Genomic DNA, 18374 nt, shown 5'->3' with positions numbered 1-18374 from the left:
GGCGTGAGTGCGCCGCTACCATGAGCCGGTGACGATCCGCCTGTACGACAGCCGCGAGCAGCGGGTGGTCGACTTCTCCCCGCGCGTTCCGGGACGGGTCGGCATGTACGTGTGCGGACCCACGGTGCAGTCGTCGCCGCACGTCGGGCACGTGCGCTCCGCCCTCGTCTACGACCTGTGGCGCCGCTGGTTCGGCTACCGCGGCCTCGACGTCACGCTCGTGCGCAACGTCACCGACATCGACGACAAGATCCTCCTGAACGCCACGAGTGAGCCGTACTGGGCGCTCGCCTACCGCGTCGAGCTCGAGTTCACCGCCGCGTACTCGGCGATCGGCGTGCTTCCGCCGAGCTACGAGCCGCGCGCCACCGCATCCATCCCGCAGATGATCGAGCTCATCGGGCGGCTCATCGCCGGCGGTCATGCCTACCCGGCCCCCGACGGCTCGGGCGACGTGTACTTCGACGTGCTGTCCTGGCCCGACTACGGCTCGCTCACCCACCAGAGCGTCGACGCGATGGAGGCGGCCGCGGATGCCGACCCGCGCGGCAAGCGCGATTCCCGCGACTTCGCGCTGTGGAAGGGCCGCAAGCCCGAGGAGAACGCGGATGCCGCGTGGGCCTCGCCGTGGGGCGAGGGCCGGCCGGGCTGGCACATCGAGTGCTCGGCGATGAGCCGGCGCTACCTCGGCGACGCGTTCGACATCCACGGCGGCGGCCTCGACCTGCGCTTCCCGCACCACGAGAACGAGCTCGCCCAGTCCGCCGCGGCCGGCCTGGCCTTCGCGACGCACTGGGTGCACAACGGCCTCGTCACGGTCGACGGCCAGAAGATGTCGAAGTCGCTCGGCAACTCGATCTTCGCCGCCGACTTCCTCGCGCTCGCCGAGCCGGTCGTCGTGCGCTACTACCTCGCGAGCGCGCACTACCGCTCGACGATCGACTACCACGACGGCGCGCTCGAGGAGGCGGCGGCCGCGGTCGGCCGCATCCGCTCGTTCCTCGAGCGCGCCGAACGGATCGCCGAGCGCGGCGCGATCGTCGAGGTGGTGCCGGACGCGTTCGGCGCCGCGATGGACGACGACCTCGGCGTGCCGGCGGCGCTCGGCGTGCTGCACGAGACCGTGCGCGCCGGCAACGCTGCGATCGACGCGGACGACGCGCGCGCGGCATCCGTCGCCCTCGGCCAGGTGCTCGCGATGACCGGCGTGCTCGGGCTCGACCTGGCGCCGCGAGCGGATGCCGGGGCCGCGTCGATCGCGCTCGCCTCGCTCGTCGCGCGTCTGCTCGACGATCGCACCGCGGCGCGCGCCGCGAAGGACTACGGCACAGCGGACCGCATCCGCGACGAGCTCGTGCTCGCGGGCATCGCCCTCGAGGACGGGGCCGACGGAACGACCTGGAGGATCGGATCATGAAGGGTGCCGGAAAGCCCCGTGCGGGCGCGGTGCGCAAGAAGAGCAAGGGTGCGCAGGTCGGCTCGGGCGGCCAGGGGCGGCAGGCCCTCGAGGGCCGCAAGCCGACGCCGAAGGCGGAGGACCGGCCGTATCACCCGGCGGGCAAGCGCAAGGCCGCGCAGGAGCGTTTCGACGCGGCCGTGAAGCGCTCGGGCGGCAGGCCCGGCGCGACCGGCGGCGGCCGGCCGACGAAGTCGCCGCAGCGCAAGGACCGCGACTCGGAGTTCGTCACGGGGCGCAACTCGGTGCTCGAGGCGCTCCGCACGCGCGTGCCCGCGACGACGCTCTACATCGCGAGCCGGATCGAGTTCGACGACCGGGTCAAGGAGATCCTGTCGATCGCCACCGGGCGCGGCGTCGCCGTGCTCGAGGTGATGCGGCCGGAGCTCGACCGCCTCGCCGGCCCCGACTCCGTGCACCAGGGCGTCGGCCTCGCCGTGCCCCCGTACCAGTACGCGCACCCGGTCGACCTGCTCGACCGCGCGATCTCCCGCGGGCAGAAGCCGCTCCTGGTCGCCCTCGACGGCATCACCGACCCGCGCAACCTCGGGGCGATCATCCGCTCGGTCGCGGCGTTCGGCGGCCAGGGCGTCATCGTGCCCCAGCGGCGCAGCGTCGGCGTGACGAGCGCGGCGTGGAAGACGAGCGCGGGGGCGGCGGCGCGCATCCCGGTCGCGATGGCGTCGAACCTGACCTCGACGATCAAGGAGCTCAAGGGCCGCGGCGTGTTCGTCGTCGGTCTCGACGGCGACGGCGACGTCTCGCTGCCGGGACTCGAGCTCGCGAACGAGCCGCTCCTCGTCGTCGTCGGCAGCGAGGGCAAGGGCCTGTCGCGGCTCGTCACCGAGCAGTGCGACGCGGTCGTCTCGATCCCGATCACGGGAAATGCCGAGTCGCTCAACGCGGGCATCGCGGCATCCGTCGCCCTGTACCAGATCGCGACGGCCCGTGCGACCCAGTAGTTCTGATCCGGTTCAGAACTCCGGCGCGTTCGCCACGACCTCGTCGAGCACGTCGCCGCCGCCGTTGTCGAGCGTGTAAGCCCAGTATCCGTCGCCGAAGGCGAACCCGCCGCCGTATCCGTCGTAGTCGGTGTACCGCTCGTAGGGCGAGTCTTCGACGAGTTCCGACCCGCGCCTGAGCAGCTTATTCCGCCAGTCGTCGGCGTCGGCGTCGCTGATCGGGCCATAAGCATGGGCAACGGCCAGGTCGCCGCCCTCCGGCTTGAACCCGCAAGCCAGCCCGCCATATTTCACGAAATAGCCGATCGGGTACGACTCCTCAGCGACTTTGGCCGGATAGTCCGCGCTCGCGGGCACCAGACCCTGCTCCCGGAACTCGGCCACCGTGTCCGCGTCGAGCAGCTCGGCGCAGGAATTCCAGTAGGCGGTGGCCTCGGCGTCGCGGCTGGACGATGGACTCGGAGTCGGGGCGGGACTGGACTCCGCCGAGCTGGGCAGGCTCGTCTCCTCTGCTCCCGGAAAGGGCAGGGATTGAAGTAGGAGGTGGCGGCGCCATTCCAGTTTGTCCCAGTTCCGCACCATGCTGAGATGCCAATAGACGGCGTTGCCAACAGCATCACCGCACGTGCCGGTATTGCTGGTGTCGCCCACCTTGTCGCCCTTAGTGACCGAAATGTTGGCTGGCGTCAGAGTGTCGTGCACGAGATGCGCGTAGACGGCCTCGACGCCGTCACCGCCCTCCGCAGTGTCCCGGCGGAGGACCGAAGGGAAGCTCCATGTCGGGGTTCTAGAGTCTTCCGACGCCGGTGGTCCCTAAAGGCGAGTCATCGTTTCGATAACGGCAAATGGAACTGGCGCGGCCGGACGGCGAGAAGTGCTGAGCAAGCGGGCGCCGCTCAGACGAGCTTGCGCCAGTCCTCCTCGTCGTCGATCACGTCGAGCGGCATCGTGATCGTTCCCGTCGGCGGGTTGAACATCGCGGCCTCGTCGCGGCGGTGCCGCAGGATCGTGTCGATGTAGCTCGTGAGCGCCTCCGCGAGCGGCACGTCGCGCTTCTCCTGCTCGGAGAGGTACCAGCGGTGATCGAGCAGCTGGTGGAACACCTCGGCCGGCTCGAGCTTGCCGCGCAGGTCGCGCGGGATCGAGCGGATGACCGGCTCGAACACGCGCACCGTCCACTCATGCGCGAGCTCCTCCTCGTCGCCGTCGCCCTCGACCCGGTTGGTGGCGACGTACGCGTCGAGGTCGTTGAGCAGCCGCCGGGCCTGGTTCTCCTGCGCGTCGAGGCCGGTGAGCCGCAGCAGGCGGCGCTGGTGGTGGCCCGCGTCGACGACCTTCGGCTGGATGCGCAGGTGCGCGCCGGTCGCATCCGAGCGGATGGCGAGCTCCTCGATGTCGAAGCCGAGCTCGTTGAGGCGTTCCACGCGCTCGTTGATGCGCCAGCGCTCGCTCGCGTCGAACTCCTCCGTGCCGGTCAGCTCGCTCCACAGCTCGCGGTACTTCGCCACGATGCCGCTGGAGAGGTCGACCGGGTCGGTGTCCTCCTGCAGCCGGCCGCCCGCCTCGAGGTCGAGCAGCTCGCCCGCGATGTTCACGCGGGCGATCTCGAGGTCGTTCTCCCGCTGCCCGTTCGAGAGCCCGCCGTCGAACAGCTGACCGGTCTCGGCGTCGACGAGGTAGGCGGCGAACGCGCCCGCGTCGCGGCGGAACAGCGTGTTCGAGAGCGACACGTCGCCCCAGAAGAAGCCGATGATGTGCAGGCGCACGAGCAGCACGGCGAGCGCGTCGACGAGCCGCTTCGCGGTGTCCGGACGCAGCGACTGGGAGTACAGCGCGCGGTACGGCAGCGAGAACTTGAGGTGCCGCGTGACGAGCACGGGCAGCAGCGGCTCGCCCGCGGCATCCGTTCGGTTCGTGATGACCGCGACGGGGTCGACGCACGGGATGTCGAGCCGCTGCAGCGTGCGCAGCATGTCGTACTCGCTCTTCGCGAGCTCCGCGCTCGTCTCCTTGATCGCGACGATGTACCCCGACAGGTGCACGAAGCGCACGAGGTGCCGCGAGATGCCCTTGGGCAGCGCGGCGATGGTCTCGTCGGGCCACAGGTCGAGCGGCAGCTCCCAGGGCAGGTCGAGCAGCCCGGGGTCGACGGTCGCCGCCGTGATGTTGAGCGAGGCCTTCGCCATCGGGGTCCTCTCCGCGGTGCCGGTCGAGCAGAACTGCAGAACGGGCGACGGATGCCGGCATCCGTCGCCCGTTCAGGCTAGCCGCGCGAAGCGGCCCGCCGGGCCTCAGGCCGCGACGATCTCCTTCTTCGTCAGGCGCTCGCCCGACTCGGAGTCGAACACGTGGATGTGGTCGGGCTGGGGCGTGACGACGATCTTGTCGCCGGCGCTCGGATGGCTGCGACCGTCGACGCGGGCGACGATGTCGACGCGCGATCCGTTGATCTCGGCGTGACCGTAGAGGTAGCCGTCCGCGCCGAGCTCCTCGACGACGTCGACGTCGACCGGGAGGCCGTTGCCGGTGGTCGACACGACGAGGTCCTCGGGGCGCACGCCGATGGTGGCCCGAGCGGCGCTCGTCGAGGCGAGGGTGTCGCGGTCGACGGCCGCGGTGGCCGTGCCGAACTTGAGCCCGCCCTCGACGAGGTCGACCTCGAACAGGTTCATCGCGGGCGAGCCGATGAAGCCCGCGACGAAGACGTTCTTCGGGGCGCCGTAGAGGTCGCGCGGGGTGCCGACCTGCTGCAGCACGCCGTCCTTGAGCACGGCGATGCGGTCGCCCATGGTGAGCGCCTCGGTCTGGTCGTGCGTGACGTAGACCGTGGTGACGCCGAGGCGGCGCTGCAGCGACGCGATCTGCGTGCGGGTCTGCACGCGGAGCTTCGCGTCGAGGTTCGAGAGCGGCTCGTCCATGAGGAACACCTGCGGCTGGCGCACGATCGCGCGGCCCATGGCGACGCGCTGACGCTGGCCGCCGGAGAGGGCCTTCGGCTTGCGGCCGAGGTACGGCTCCAGGTCGAGCAGCTTGGCGGCCTCGAGCACGCGGGTCGCGCGCTCGTCCTTGCCGACGCCCGCGATCTTGAGCGCGAAGCCCATGTTCTCGGCGACGGTCATGTGCGGGTAGAGCGCGTAGTTCTGGAAGACCATCGCGATGTCGCGGTCCTTCGGCGGCACGTCGGTGACGTCGCGGTCACCGATGAGGATGCGGCCCTCGTTGACCTCTTCGAGGCCGGCGAGCATGCGCAGGGTGGTCGACTTGCCGCAGCCGGAGGGACCGACGAGCACGAGGAACTCGCCGTCGGCGACCTCGATGTCGATGCCATCGACCGCGGGCTTGGTCGAGCCCGGGTAGAGGCGGGTTGCCTTGTCGAACGTCACGGATGCCATGACTTCTTCTCCTTCACCGGCAGGTACGTGCCGGACGATCCGTAGTGAATGGAATGGACAGTTGTGCCACCGCCCGCTGCTCAGTATGCCACCGGAGTCGCGCTGAGATTTACCCCGGTTCGCCCCCCACCCGGGGGCACTCCTATGATGCAGGGTGCCTTCCCGGGCACCGCCGCTTAACCCGAGGGATCCGTGACCGACAATCTGGAGCCGCAGAGCACCTCCGTGCCGCGGGAGCTCGCCCGCGAGAAGGCGGCGCAGATCCGGCAGCAGCACCGGCGCGCCGAGCGCCGGCGGCGCTGGTTCGTCGGCATCGGCATCGGCGTGGTGCTCGTCGCGATCGTCGCGATCGTGACGGTGTCGATCGCCGGCGCCATCCGCCCGGACCGGCCGGGGCCGCTCAACATGCTCAGCGACGGCATCCAGATCGGGTCGGGGCTCGCGGCCGTGCCGACGACCGCGCTCCAGCCGGATCAGGTGCCGCTCGCCGCAGCGCCCGCGACGAGCCCGGACGTCGTCGCGCTCCGGGTCTACGTCGACTACTCGTGCGCGCACTGCGGCGAGTTCTTCCGCGCGAACTCCGATCTGCTGACCACGTGGGTGACGAGTGGCGCCGCGACGCTCGAGGTGCATCCGGTCGCGACGCTCGACAGCAAGTCGCAGGGCTATTCGACGCGCGCCGCGGCCGCAGCGGCATGCGTCGCCAACTACGACCCGGACCGCTTCTTCGCGTTCAACGAGGCGCTGTTCGCCGACCAGCCCGACGCCGGCACCGGCGGACCGGGCGCCGACGAGCTCGCGATCACCGCCGAGAACGCCGGTGTCACCTCCGCCTCCGCCATCAAGTCGTGCATCGACGACTCCCGGTTCACCGCGTGGGTCGGCGACGCCACCGACCGCGCGCTCGCCGGCCCGCTGCCCGGAACGGATGTCGCGACCCTGACAGAGCCGCCGCTGATCCTCGTCAACGGCCTCCCGTTCACGGGGCCCTACGACGACCCGAACGCGTTCCAGCAGTTCGTCGTGCAGGCCGCGGGCGCGACCTTCACGGAGTCCTCCACGGAGACGCCGGCGCCCACCGACACCGGCAGCGCGCCGGCCCCGGCCGATACGCCCTCGGAATCGCCGACGCCGACCGCGACCGACACCCCGGCCGGCTGAGCCCGACGCGCCGCTAGGATCGTCGCCGTCACGCCCCCTTAGCTCAGTCGGCCAGAGCATCGCTCTTGTAAAGCGAGGGTCGTCGGTTCGAATCCGACAGGGGGCTCCGGCTCGGCCCGCGAGACGTCCCAACGGGGACGACTCGGGCGCGCGCGGCCGCGGGCTACTCGAGCACCGTGAGCACGGCATCCGCGTCGAACCGGCGCACCCGGTCCGAGCGCTCCCGCTCGGGCACGCCGCCGACGTAGAGCCAGCCGAGCAGCCGCTCGTTCTCGCGCAGCCCGTGCATCACGGCGACCTCGGGCGCGCGGGTGTGGCCGCCCGTGCGCCACATCACGCCCCAGCCGGCCTCGTCGAGCACGAGGCTGAGCAGGTGCGCGACGCCGGATGCCACCGCCTCCTGCTCCCAGTCCGGCACCTTGAAGCTCGGCTGGATCGTCGCGACCACGGCGACGAGCAGCGACGCGCGCAGCGGCTTCGCGGCCAGCTTCTCCGCGTGCGGACCCTCGAGCCCGCTCGCCGCGACGAACGCGTCGCCCAGTCGGCGCCGCGCGTCCCCGCGCAGCTCGATGAGGCGCCACGGACGCAGTCCGCTGTGGTCGGCGACGGATGCCGCTGCCGCCACATAGCGCGCGAGCTCGGCGTGGTCGGGGGCGGCATCCGTCACCTTCGACTGCGACCGGCGGCGCAACGCCGCCTCGAGCGCCGTCACGAGGCGGCCGGGTCGAGGTGGAGGGCGGGCTCGCGGCTCTTGTCGATGTCGTCGGTCACGGTGCGATTAAACTCGCGATCGTGCCCGACCGGTCTCCGCAGGTGAAGGCGTGGGGCGAGCTCACGACCGACGAGTTCTTCGCGATCGCGGTGCTGCGGGCCGAGGTGTTCTACGTCGAGCAGCGCATCGACGAGCAGGAGTTCGACGCCGCCGATCGCGCGCCGTCGACGCTGCACCTCTGGATCGCGGATGCCGCGGGCGTCGCCGCGTACCTGCGCACGACCCTCGCGGCCGCGACCGGAGCCGAGGCCGCGGCCGAGCCCCGGGTCCCGGGCCCGCCGCGGGCGCGGCGCTCGTTCGGGCGCGTCGCCGTACGCGCCGACCGGCGCGGCGAGGGCCTCGCGCAGCGCCTCATCGACGAGGTGCTGGCGCGGTTCGGCGACGAGCCGATGGTGCTGCACGCGCAGGAATACGTGCAGCCGCTCTACGCGCGCTACGGCTTCGTGGCCCACGGCGAGCCCTACGTCGAGGCGGGCCTGCCGCACATCCTGATGTTCCGCCCGGGCGGGGAGCGGATGCCGTGAGCGACGACGACCGCACCGCGGCCTGGTACCGGCTGTTCGCCGACGTCGAGGCGCCGGGGGAGTCGGCGATCTACGCGGACTGGGCGCGCGGCGTCGCCGCCGACGAGCGGATGCTGCGCCGCATCCGCGAGCTGCCGGAGCAGAAGCGCCAGCCCAACCTGGTGTTCGCGTGCTCCCGGCTGCTCGGCGCTCCCGAGGCGGCGTACGCCGAGTGGCGCGCGTGGACGCTCGCGCACTGGGACGAGATCGCCGCGCAGGCGCTCGTGCGGCGCACCCAGACGAACGAGCCGCGGCGGCTCGCGACGGCGCTGCCGGCGCTCGCCGCGATCCCGGGGCCGCTCGCCCTGCTCGAGGTGGGCGCATCCGCCGGGCTGTGCCTGTACCCCGACCGTTACGCGTACCGGTACGACGGCGGCGCCGTGCTCGGCGACTCGCCCGTCGTGCTCGAGTGCGCGACGACGGGAGCGCCGCCCATCCCCGCCCGGCTGCCCGAGGTCGTCTGGCGCGCCGGGATCGACGTCAACCCGCTCGACGTGGGCGACGACGACGCCGTTCGCTGGCTGGAGACGCTCGTCTGGCCGGAGCAGCACGAACGCCGCGATCGCATCCGCGCGGCGATCGAGATCGCGCGCGCCGACCCGCCGCTGCTCGTCGCGGGCGACCTCAACGAACGCCTCGACGAGGTCGCGGCGTCGGCGCCGGGCGACGCAACGCTCGTCATCCTGCACACGGCGGTCATGCCCTATGTCGTCCGGGCGGAGCGCGAGCGCTTCTTCGCCCGGGTGCGCGCGCTCATGGCCGAGCGGGGAGCGCACTGGGTCGCCGCCGAGGGCCCGCCGGCGTTCACCTGGCTGTTCCCGGACGCCGCACGCGCCTCCACCCGGTTCGCGGTCGTGGTGGACGGCGAGCTCGTCGGCGCCGCGGGCGCGCACGGCCAGTCGCTCGACTGGGGCGCGCGACCCTGACCGGGTGGTCCGCCGCCCGGGGCGAACGTGTCAGCCGTGCGCTGGGGCGTCCTCCGGGGCGTAGACCGCGACCGCGAGCGCCTCGAGCACCTCGGGCAGGCGCGGGCCGAAGCTCAGGATGTCGCCGTCGGCCATGTCCACGAAGCGGCGATGCTTCCCGGCCGCGGTGAGACCGACGGCGGGCTTCGCGGCGAGCAGCCCGTCGATGCCGCCGACGCTCGCGAGCCCGCCCGTCATCAGGAGGATGAGGTCGGGGTCGGCGGCGATGAGCGCCTCGTCGGTCATCGGCCTCATGCCCGCCCAGCCGATCTCCTTCGCGACGTCGACGCCGCCGAGGTCGCGAATGAGCTCGTCGGCGCCCGATCCTTCGCCGAACAGGTAGTAGACGCCGGAGCCGCCGCGCAGGTAGAGGAACGCGATGCGCACCCTCGCGTCCTGCGTCGTCGGAGCGATCGCGGCGATCCGGTCGACGACGGACCTCGTGCGGCTCGCGAGGTCCGCGGCGAGGGTGTCGCCCGCGGCATCCGCTCCGAGCGCCGCGGCCACCTGGTGCGCGAGCTCCTGCGCGCCGCGCAGGGTCGGCTCGGTCGACACGAACACGACCGGGATGCCGGCGTCGCGCAGCTGCAGCACGACGTCGAGCGGCCCGATGGTGCCGTCGGTGATGACGAGGTCGGGACGCAGTCCGATGATCGACTCGCTGTTGACGGCGTGGCCGTCCGTCGTCACGAGCGGCAGGCTCTCGGCGCCCGGGAACGTCGTCGAGACGTCGCGCCCGACGAGCCGGTCGGCGAAGCCGAGGCCCGCGATCGTCGCGGCGATCGATCCCGCGAGGTCGAGACCGATGACCCGTCGGGTCGAGGTCACGGTGACCGGCGTGTCGCCCGCCGGATCGTGCGAGGTGACGGTCGCGGGAAGCGATTGCGCGGCATCCGTCACGACCGGCTCGATCGTGTCGTCGGCGAGCACCGCGGTCGACGGGCCCTCGACCGCGCGCGGATCGGCGACGGGCGTCGCGTCGGTGAGCGAGACCGCGGCCGACCCCGTCGTCGTCGAGTGCGGGGCGGCCGTCGAGCATCCGGCCAGCAGCGCGATCGCGACGAGAGCGGCGAGCGCGGCCCGCGGGGCCGGACGGGAGCGGATGGGGCGGGTCACGTTAGGCAACCCTAACCTCTCCCGCCCGGCCGATCGGGCGACCGCTCGCGACGTGCCGCGGGCGCTCGGCGGTTGCTCGGCCGCGCGCACCTAGACTGACCCGCGACCCGAGGGAGCCCGCCTCCCCCCCGCAGCCCAGGATCCAGGGAGGATGCATGCCGGCGAGCCCCGAGCCGCGTGCGACGTCGCCGAGGATCCCGTCGGCCGCCGAGCTTCCGGAGCGCGAGCGCCGCATCCTCGAGTTCGAGCGCCGCACCTGGCGGCACGCCGGGGCGAAGGAGGGCGCGATCGCCGACACGTTCGGCGTCTCGTCGACCCGCTACCACCAGTTGCTCGACGCGACCATCGACACCCCCGCCGCGCTGCGCTACGACCCGATCCTCGTCGGCCGGCTGCTGCGCGCGCGCGACGCCCGTCTCGCGCGCCGCGCCTCCCGCCGCCTCGCCCCGCCGTCGTCCGTCGACGGCCCGACCCTCTGAACGAGCGCCATGGCCAGCCACCCCCACGATCTGTTCGACGACGTCCCCGAGGAGCTCCACCGCGTCGGCGCGCACCGCGCCCCGGTCGTGCGCCGCTCCGGGTGGTTCGCGTTCGGCTGGGCGGCGCTCGCCACGGGCGTGCTCGTCGGCGCCGGCACGATCGCGATCCTCGCGCTCAACGGCGGGTTCGCCGCGACCGACGGCCCGACGACCGCGACGACGCCGTCGACCGCGGCGACCGTCGAGCCGATCACGGAGCCCGGCCAGATCGACCCCGGTGCGCACATCAGCATCACGGTGCTCAACGGCACCTCGACGACCGACCTCGACCAGGTCGCCTACGACCAGCTGAAGGAGGCCGGCTGGCCGGTCGGGGCGTCGACCGATGCCGAGGACCGCGACACCCCGACGAGCACGGTCTACTACACGGATGCCGACGACGAGGCCGTCGCGCTGGGCGTCGGACAGGCCCTCGGCATCGACTCCGTGCGGTCCACGACCGAGCAGCTGGGGGCGCCGATCACCGTCGTGCTCGGGGCCGACTACGCGGCGGAGCACGACGCCGGCTGACCGCCGGGCGGCACGGGTGTTACGCCCATGTTTAATCCATGTACCCATCCCGTAATACCCGCGTCTTTTCAGGCATCCGGCCCTTATCGAGCATTCCCCGAGCAGTACGATCGGGATCGGTCGCTCCATCCGGTTCCCTGAGTGGATTCGCTCACCGCGTCCCGACGCCCGTATGACCCGCTGACCCGGTTCCCGTTCGATCGGCGGGGGTCGTCAGAACACAGCAGGGAGTTACACCAATGGCGAACGGAACCGTCAAGTGGTTCAACGCGGAGAAGGGCTACGGCTTCATCACCGTCGACGGGGGCGGCCAGGACGTCTTCGTGCACTACTCGGCCATCGACATGAGCGGCTACAAGGTGCTCGAGGAGGGCCAGCAGGTCACGTTCGAGGTCGGCACCGGCAACAAGGGCCCGCAGGCCGAGTCGGTGCGCCTGGCCTGAACCGTCGCGACCGAGCCGGCGCGACCGACGGGAGCAGATCGGGGGCACGCCCGGCCCCGCGCCGTCCGACGCCCGGCTCGGCGTTAGGGTGAGCGTCGTGACTTCACCGACCTCGACGCCGCGCCGCCTCGGACCCGCCGTCGGCACGTTCGCCCTGCTCGCCGCATCCGCCCTCGTTCTCGGCGCGTGCTCCTCGCCCTCGCCGGCCGCCACGAGCCCCGCACCGACGAGTGCCGCTCCGAGCGAGCCGTCGACGCCCGAGCCCGTGCAGACCTACACGGCGCCGCTCACGGGCCTGCCGGTCGACGCTCCGATCACGAACCCGTCGATCGCGTCGAAGATCGACAACCTTCAGGATGCGCGCCCGCAGATCGGCCTGCAGGACACCGATCTGGTCTTCGAGGAGCTCGTCGAGGGCGGCCTCACCCGGTACATAGCCGTCTGGCAGTCGCACATCCCGGAGACCTACGGCCCGGTGCGCTCGATCCGCGGAATGGACCCCGCGATCGTCTCGCCCCTCGGCGGCCTGATCACGTATTCGGGCGGCCAGCCGATCTTCGTCAAGGGCATCAAGGACACCAAGGTCGTCAACGTCTCCGACGACCAGTACGGCGGCGACAAGAGCCTGTTCCACCGCACGAGCGCGAAGCGGGCGCCGCACAACCTGCTCGCGAGCGGCCAGAACATCGTGAAGCGATTCGGCGACGGTGTCGCGGCGCCGAGCCCCCAGTTCCAGTACGCGGCCGATCCGGCGACGTCGACGGCCTCGACCGCGGGCACGCCGACGACCAGCATCTCCCCGACCTTCAGCCCCGTCTCGCACCCGACGTGGGAGTGGAACACCGACCTCGGCCTCTGGGTGCGCTTCCAGTCGAACGGCGCCAAGGACGTGGACGACGCGGGCAAGCAGTTGCGCGCCGTCAACGTCGTCACGCTCAAGGTCAAGCTCAAGACGATCAGCCACACGCCCGTGAGCCAGCTCATCGGCTCGAACAAGGCGACCGTCTCGACGAACGGCCACACGATCGACGCGACCTACACGAAGGACTCGCTCACCGACCCGATCACGCTCACGGATGCGGCGGGCAGCCCGATCCTGCTCGCCCCGGGCAACACCTGGATCGAGCTCGTCGCCACGGGCGGCGACGTGAGCTACAAGTAGGGCGCGACCGCGTCATCCGGCGGCCGTCGGCAGTGCTCCATCCGTTCGCGGGGAGCGTGCCGGCGGCCGCCGTCTTTCTTGCACTCACCTAGGGCGAGTGCTAGTTTCTTCCCTGGCACTCCGCTCATGCGAGTGCTAGGGAACTCCGTTGTACGTCCGGGAGGGACGAGAGACTGACATGGCAAAGATCATTTCCTTCAACGAAGAGGCGCGCCGCGGCCTCGAGCGTGGACTGAACACGCTCGCCGACGCCGTCAAGGTGACCCTCGGCCCGCGCGGCCGCAACGTCGTTCTCGAGAAGAAGTGGGGCGCGCCTACGATCACGAACGACGGCGTCTCCATCGCCAAGGAGATCGAGCTCGATGACCCGTACGAGAAGATCGGCGCGGAGCTCGTCAAGGAGGTCGCCAAGAAGACGGATGACGTCGCCGGCGACGGCACCACGACCTCCGTCGTGCTCGCCCAGGCGCTCGTGCGCGAGGGCCTGCGCAACGTCGCGGCCGGCGCCGACCCGATCAGCCTCAAGCGCGGCATCGAGAAGGCCGTCGCGGCCGTGACCGACGCGCTCGTCGAGCAGGCCAAGCCGATCGAGACCAAGGAGGAGATCGCCGCGACCGCGAGCATCTCCGCGGCCGACCCCGAGATCGGCGCGCTCATCGCCGAGGCCATCGACAAGGTGGGCAAGGAGGGCGTCGTCACCGTCGAGGAGTCGAACACCTTCGGCACCGAGCTCGAGCTGACCGAGGGCATGCGCTTCGACAAGGGCTACCTGTCGGCGTACTTCGTCACCGACCCGGAGCGCCAGGAGGCGGTCTTCGAGGACCCGTACATCCTCATCGTCAACTCGAAGATCTCGAACATCAAGGACCTGCTCCCGGTCGTCGACAAGGTGATCCAGGCGGGCAAGCAGCTGCTCATCATCGCCGAGGACGTCGACGGCGAGGCGCTCGCGACCCTGGTCGTGAACAAGATCCGCGGCATCTTCAAGTCGGTCGCCGTCAAGGCCCCCGGCTTCGGCGACCGTCGCAAGGCGCAGCTGCAGGACATCGCGATCCTCACCGGCGGTCAGGTCATCAGCGAGGAGGTCGGTCTCAAGCTCGAGAACGCCACCCTCGACCTGCTCGGCCGCGCGCGCAAGGTCGTCGTCACGAAGGACGAGACCACGATCGTCGAGGGTGTCGGCGACGCCGACGCCATCGCGGGCCGCGTGAAGCAGATCCGCCAGGAGATCGAGAACACCGACAGCGACTACGACCGCGAGAAGCTCCAGGAGCGCCTCGCGAAGCTCGCCGGCGGGGTGGCGGTCATCAAGGCCGGTGCTGCGACCGAGGTCGAGCTCAAGGAGCGCAAGCACCGCATCGAGGACGCCGTCCGCAACGCGAAGGCCGCCGTCGAGGAGGGCATCGTCGCCGGTGGTGGCGTCGCCCTCATCCAGGCCGGCAAGGTCGCGTTCGAGGGCTCGGCTCTCGAGTCGCTCGTCGGAGACGAGGCGACCGGCGCGAACATCGTCAAGGTCGCGATCGACGCCCCGCTCAAGCAGATCGCCCTCAACGCGGGCCTCGAGCCCGGCGTCGTGGTCGACCGCGTGCGCAACCTCCCCGCCGGCCAGGGCCTCAACGCGGCGACGGGTGAGTACGTCGACATGCTCGCCGCGGGCATCAACGACCCGGTGAAGGTCACCCGCTCGGCGCTGCTCAACGCGGCCTCGATCGCCGGCCTGTTCCTCACCACCGAGGCCGTCGTGGCCGACAAGCCGGAGAAGAACCCGGCGCCGGTCGGCGACCCGACCGGCGGCATGGACTTTTGACCTGAGGGGTGAAGCCGCGAAGCGGGTTCACCCGGAAGGTCAAGGTCGAGGACCGCGCGGCGCGAAGCGTCGCTCGCGTCTCGAGACCCGACCACGAAAGCGCGAAGGGCGGTCCCTCCTCTCGGAGGGGCCGCCCTTCGGCGTTCGCGCGTTCGCCCACGTGCGCGTCGGCCTGTTCATCCCGCCGTGGATTCCGCGGGCCGGACTCGGAATCTTCGACGGCATGCGTGTTCAGCGCACGGGCCACCGACCCCGACTACCTGAACCGCATCCGTCTGACTCATGACGCGACAGCGAACTCACTCGCCGGCGGGGTGACCACCGTGATGACCCTCTACTTCGTGCTCGTCGCACTCGTGACAGTCATGATCGCGATCGCTCGCCTGTTCACGCCCGTCGACTTCGACGAGTACGACCGGTGTCTCCGCGCAGTGCTGCACCTGCCGAAGCGCCGAGAGCCCGCCCCGTAATCCCCACCCACGAAAGGCACCATGAACGGAGTACGCGAAGCTCGCCGGCAAGGACTTGCTGCGCGGCTTGCAGCCGGCCGAGTTCGGTGACCAACTCGCGCACGACGCGCTCTCCGTCCGGAGTGCCCGCGGTGGTCACGGCGGTACGACTGTGTGTGACGGAGCCGTCGAATAGCCGAAAGGCGACGGGCACGCGCGGATTGCCGGTGGTTCACCTTGATCGGCTTCGCCGCGCGCCCCGCGGCTGCACCGTCACCTGCGAAGCCGGTTCAGTGCGCGAACAGGCGGGCGTTGGCCGTCTCGACGTCGGAGTACTGCCGACCGGCCTGCCCGAGTGCCGTGGTGAGCCCGCTGAGGCTCTCGTGCACCCGTTGCTCGACGGTCTTCCAGTCGGTCACCGCCGATTGGAACGCCACCGAGGCGCTGCCGGTCCACGAGCCCTGAAGGCCCGTGAGCTGACCGTGCAACGCGATCACCTCGGCCTCGAGCCGCGCGATGGAGCCCTGCACGGCTCCCACCGCGGTCGCGACCGCTTCACTGTCTACCTGGAATGTGCTCATGCCGCGGCACAGTAGGCGGCCACGCGCATCCGCGCGGGTCGCCCGTCACCCCTCGGTGGACGACGGCGCCGCGATCGGGCTCGGGAGGAGAGGAAGCGTGACGCGGAACGTGGCCCCGCCGCCCTCGGTCTCGAGCACATCGATGCGGCCGCGATGGGACTGCACGATCGAGGCGACGATCGCGAGCCCGAGGCCGCTGCCGCCCGTGTCGCGGTTGCGCGACGTGTCGGCCCGCCAGAAACGCTGGAAGATCTTCTCGCGGATCTGGGGCGCGATGCCCTCGCCGTGGTCGACGACGGCGATCGAGGCGGTGCGGGCGAGCGGGTCGCTCGCGACCGCGATCTCGATCGGCGAGCCGTCGGGGGTGTAGCGCAGCGCGTTGCCCATCAGGTTCGTGACCACCTGGCGCAGCTTGCGCTCCTCGGCCGGCACCACGACCCGGCTCGTCGGCTGGGGCGGCAGCTGGCGGATGACCGGGTTCTCGCCCGTCGTCGAGCCGCGTCCGCGCCGCGCCCGCCAGCGGGCCAGTGCGGCGCCGAGCACGACACGGCCGGTCGTCAGCGGCGAGTCGGCGTCGGACGGCGGATCGACGGATGCCGCGGCCGCATCCGCCTCGTCCGTCGCCTCGGCGTCGTCGGTCTCCGCGGTCGGCGGGTCGGCGACGACCACGGAGACGAGGCGGCCGGGGGAGCCGGCCATGGCGTCGAGGGCGGCGTCGCGCGCGATGGCCACGAGGTCGACGTCGGCGAGCTCGAGCGGCTTCGCCTCGTCGAGCCGGGCGAGCTCCAGGAGGTCCTCGACGAGGCCGCCCATGCGCACGGCCTCCTTCTCGATGCGCTCCATCGCCTGGGCGACCGCCTCATCCGTCGGCAGCGCGCCCATCCGGTAGAGCTCCGCGTAGCCGCGCACGGAGACGAGCGGCGTGCGCAGCTCGTGGCTCGCGTCGCCGACGAATCGGCGCATCTGATCGATCGTGCGGGCGCGATCGGCGAAGGCCTGGTCGATGCGGTTGAGCATCGCGTTGAGGCTGCGGTTGAGCCGGCCGACCTCGGTGTTCGGGGTGGCGCCGCCGAGGCGCTGGGTGAAGTCGCCAGCCGCGAAGCGTGCCGCGGTCGCCTCGACGTCGCGCAGCGGCCAGAACGTCGTGGTCACGAGCAGTCGGGTCAGCGCGGCGCCGACGATGACGACGGTCAGGCCGAAGAACAGGAAGATGGCGGCGAAGCTCGCGACGACCTTGTTCGTGTCGTCGAGGCTCAGCGCGACGATCGCCGAGACCGGGTACTGGTCGCCGTCGACGCTGAGCGTGAAGCGGTGCGCGGCGATGCGCCACTGCTCGAGGCCGGCCTGCGTCGACAGCGTGAACGGGGCCGAGTGCGACGCGGCGTAGGCGAGCGGCATGGACGCGATGGCGGGCCGCGCGCTCGTCGGCTTGTTCGAGCACATGTAGTCGCCGTCGGCGTCGTAGAAGCTCACGGCGTAGTCGCTCGGCACCTGCGTGTCGGAGTCGTACGAGCAGATGTATCCGTCGAGGGTCGGCTCGAAGTGGAAGCCGTCGGGGTTGAGGCTCTGCAGCGCCGTCGCGACGCGCTGGTCGACGTTGTTGAGCAGGTATCCCCGCAGCACGGCGGTCGAGCCGAGCCCGGCGACGAGCAGCCCGACCGTCAGCAGCAGCACGCTCACGCCCGTCACCTTGGTGCGCAGCGAGATCGCGTTCCAGCGCTCGAGGAGCTTCGTGTGCATGTCCGGGTCAGGCTAGCGCCGGGCGGCTGGGAGGCCGCGTCGGATCAGGCGCGTGCGGTCTTGAGCATGTAGCCGAAACCGCGCTTGGTCTGGATCGCGGGCTCGGCGCTGAACGGGTCGAGCTTGCGGCGCAGGTACGAGATGTAGCTCTCGACGATGCCGGCGTCGCCGTTGAAGTCGTACTCCCAGACGTGGTCGAGGATCTGCGCCTTCGACAGCACCCGGTTCGGGTTGAGCATGAGGTAGCGCAGCAGCTTGAACTCGGTCGGGGAGAGCTCGATGGGCTCGTCGCCGACGCTCACCTCGTGGGTGTCCTGGTCCATCGTGAGCTCGCCGACCCGGATGATGGCGTCGCTCTCGTCGGACATCGTGCGGCGCAGGATGGCCTTGATGCGCGCCACGATCTCGTCGAGCGAGAACGGCTTCGTCACGTAGTCGTCGCCGCCGACCGTGAGACCGGTGATCTTGTCCTCCGTGTCGTCCTTCGCGGTGAGGAACAGGATGGGGGCGGTGTAGCCGGAGGCGCGCAGGCGCTTGGTGACGCCGAAGCCGTTGATGTCGGGCAGCATGACGTCGAGGATGATGAGGTCGGGCTCCTCCTCGAGCACCGCGCTGATGGCTGCGGCGCCGTTGCCGACACTGCGCACGGCGAAACCGGCGAAGCGCAGGCTCGTCATGAGCAGGTCGCGGATGTTGGGCTCGTCGTCGACGATGAGAATCTTCGGTCCGTCACTCATGGGCTTCATTCTCTGCGCG

Annotated in this window: 19 protein-coding genes and 1 tRNA gene; 12 read left to right on the top strand and 8 right to left on the bottom strand. The window is 71.1% G+C overall.

Annotation, left to right across the window (positions count from 1 at the left end):
• Positions 1–28 precede the first annotated feature (28 nt).
• Positions 29–1417: a cysteine--tRNA ligase gene (gene cysS, locus QT381_RS12125; protein WP_289249268.1), complete on the top strand. Its 1389-nt coding sequence runs from the start codon at positions 29–31 to the stop codon at positions 1415–1417.
• Positions 1414–2418 carry a 23S rRNA (guanosine(2251)-2'-O)-methyltransferase RlmB gene (gene rlmB / locus QT381_RS12120; RefSeq protein ID WP_289249267.1) on the top strand — a complete coding sequence of 335 codons (1005 nt, stop codon included), beginning with the start codon at positions 1414–1416 and terminating at the stop codon, positions 2416–2418. Before cysS ends, rlmB begins: the two co-directional genes overlap by 4 nt.
• Positions 2419–2430: 12 nt before the next feature.
• On the opposite strand, the gene QT381_RS12115 is transcribed toward rlmB, so the two are convergent.
• The 3 genes from QT381_RS12115 to QT381_RS12105 form a co-directional block, all read right to left on the bottom strand.
• Complete coding sequence (locus QT381_RS12115) at positions 2431–3120, bottom strand: hypothetical protein (RefSeq protein WP_289249266.1); 690 nt, start codon at positions 3118–3120, stop codon at positions 2431–2433.
• 194 nt (positions 3121–3314) lie between these two features.
• Complete coding sequence (locus QT381_RS12110; protein WP_289249265.1) at positions 3315–4604, bottom strand: DUF4032 domain-containing protein; 1290 nt, start codon at positions 4602–4604, stop codon at positions 3315–3317.
• A 105-nt stretch (positions 4605–4709) separates the two neighbouring features.
• On the bottom strand, positions 4710–5810 hold the full coding sequence (locus tag QT381_RS12105) for an ABC transporter ATP-binding protein (protein ID WP_289249257.1): 1101 nt from the start codon (positions 5808–5810) through the stop codon (positions 4710–4712).
• Between the two features lie 192 nt (positions 5811–6002).
• Here QT381_RS12105 and QT381_RS12100 point away from each other — a divergent pair, with 192 nt between their 5' ends.
• Both QT381_RS12100 and QT381_RS12095 read left to right on the top strand, forming a co-directional pair.
• Complete coding sequence (locus tag QT381_RS12100) at positions 6003–6971, top strand: DsbA family protein (protein ID WP_289249256.1); 969 nt, start codon at positions 6003–6005, stop codon at positions 6969–6971.
• Between the two features lie 32 nt (positions 6972–7003).
• Positions 7004–7077: transfer RNA gene (locus QT381_RS12095), tRNA-Thr, on the top strand.
• A gap of 57 nt (positions 7078–7134) precedes the next feature.
• Here QT381_RS12095 and QT381_RS12090 read toward each other — a convergent pair.
• Positions 7135–7683, bottom strand: coding sequence for a nitroreductase family protein (locus QT381_RS12090; RefSeq protein ID WP_289249254.1), 549 nt, complete (start codon positions 7681–7683; stop codon positions 7135–7137).
• 80 nt (positions 7684–7763) lie between these two features.
• On the opposite strand from QT381_RS12090, the gene QT381_RS12085 reads away from it, so the two are divergent.
• Entirely contained in the window at positions 7764–8267 is a 504-nt protein-coding gene (locus QT381_RS12085) for a GNAT family N-acetyltransferase (protein ID WP_289249252.1), read from the top strand.
• Positions 8264–9232 (top strand): DUF2332 domain-containing protein, encoded by a 969-nt coding sequence (locus QT381_RS12080; RefSeq protein WP_289249249.1) that lies wholly within the window; start codon positions 8264–8266, stop codon positions 9230–9232. Before QT381_RS12085 ends, QT381_RS12080 begins: the two co-directional genes overlap by 4 nt.
• Before the next feature lie 30 nt (positions 9233–9262).
• Here QT381_RS12080 and QT381_RS12075 read toward each other — a convergent pair whose 3' ends face one another.
• On the bottom strand, positions 9263–10387 hold the full coding sequence (locus QT381_RS12075) for a heme/hemin ABC transporter substrate-binding protein (protein WP_289249248.1): 1125 nt from the start codon (positions 10385–10387) through the stop codon (positions 9263–9265).
• A gap of 155 nt (positions 10388–10542) precedes the next feature.
• Here QT381_RS12075 and QT381_RS12070 point away from each other — a divergent pair, with 155 nt between their 5' ends.
• From QT381_RS12070 to QT381_RS12045, 6 genes are all read left to right on the top strand, one after another.
• The gene (locus tag QT381_RS12070) at positions 10543–10866 is read left to right on the top strand and encodes a DUF3263 domain-containing protein (RefSeq protein ID WP_289249247.1); all 324 of its coding nucleotides are present in this window, start codon (positions 10543–10545) and stop codon (positions 10864–10866) included.
• Positions 10867–10875: 9 nt separating this feature from the next.
• The gene (locus QT381_RS12065; protein ID WP_289249246.1) at positions 10876–11436 is read left to right on the top strand and encodes a LytR C-terminal domain-containing protein; all 561 of its coding nucleotides are present in this window, start codon (positions 10876–10878) and stop codon (positions 11434–11436) included.
• Between the two features lie 239 nt (positions 11437–11675).
• Positions 11676–11879: a cold-shock protein gene (locus QT381_RS12060; RefSeq protein ID WP_289249243.1), complete on the top strand. Its 204-nt coding sequence runs from the start codon at positions 11676–11678 to the stop codon at positions 11877–11879.
• Positions 11880–11976: 97 nt separating this feature from the next.
• A complete protein-coding gene (locus tag QT381_RS12055; RefSeq protein WP_289249241.1) occupies positions 11977–13041 on the top strand; it encodes a DUF3048 domain-containing protein in 1065 nt (354 codons plus the stop codon).
• 178 nt (positions 13042–13219) lie between these two features.
• Positions 13220–14848, top strand: coding sequence for a chaperonin GroEL (gene groL, locus QT381_RS12050; protein WP_289249239.1), 1629 nt, complete (start codon positions 13220–13222; stop codon positions 14846–14848).
• Between the two features lie 227 nt (positions 14849–15075).
• Positions 15076–15318 carry a hypothetical protein gene (locus QT381_RS12045; RefSeq protein WP_289249238.1) on the top strand — a complete coding sequence of 81 codons (243 nt, stop codon included), beginning with the start codon at positions 15076–15078 and terminating at the stop codon, positions 15316–15318.
• A gap of 269 nt (positions 15319–15587) precedes the next feature.
• Here the strand turns inward: QT381_RS12045 and QT381_RS12040 are convergent, their stop codons facing one another.
• From QT381_RS12040 to QT381_RS12030, 3 genes are read right to left on the bottom strand one after another with little or no spacing between them, the layout of a single operon-like run.
• Positions 15588–15878, bottom strand: coding sequence for a WXG100 family type VII secretion target (locus tag QT381_RS12040; protein WP_289249237.1), 291 nt, complete (start codon positions 15876–15878; stop codon positions 15588–15590).
• 45 nt (positions 15879–15923) lie between these two features.
• Complete coding sequence (locus tag QT381_RS12035; RefSeq protein WP_289249233.1) at positions 15924–17618, bottom strand: sensor histidine kinase; 1695 nt, start codon at positions 17616–17618, stop codon at positions 15924–15926.
• A 44-nt stretch (positions 17619–17662) separates the two neighbouring features.
• Positions 17663–18355: a response regulator transcription factor gene (locus QT381_RS12030; protein ID WP_289249232.1), complete on the bottom strand. Its 693-nt coding sequence runs from the start codon at positions 18353–18355 to the stop codon at positions 17663–17665.
• Positions 18356–18374: the final 19 nt, after the last annotated feature.

This window comes from Galbitalea sp. SE-J8 (genome assembly GCF_030345695.1).
In the GTDB taxonomy this organism is placed as follows: Bacteria; Actinomycetota; Actinomycetes; order Actinomycetales; family Microbacteriaceae; genus JAUASV01.
The sequence above is the reverse complement of the archived record's forward strand: the minus strand, read 5'-3'. Positions and strand labels throughout refer to the sequence as shown.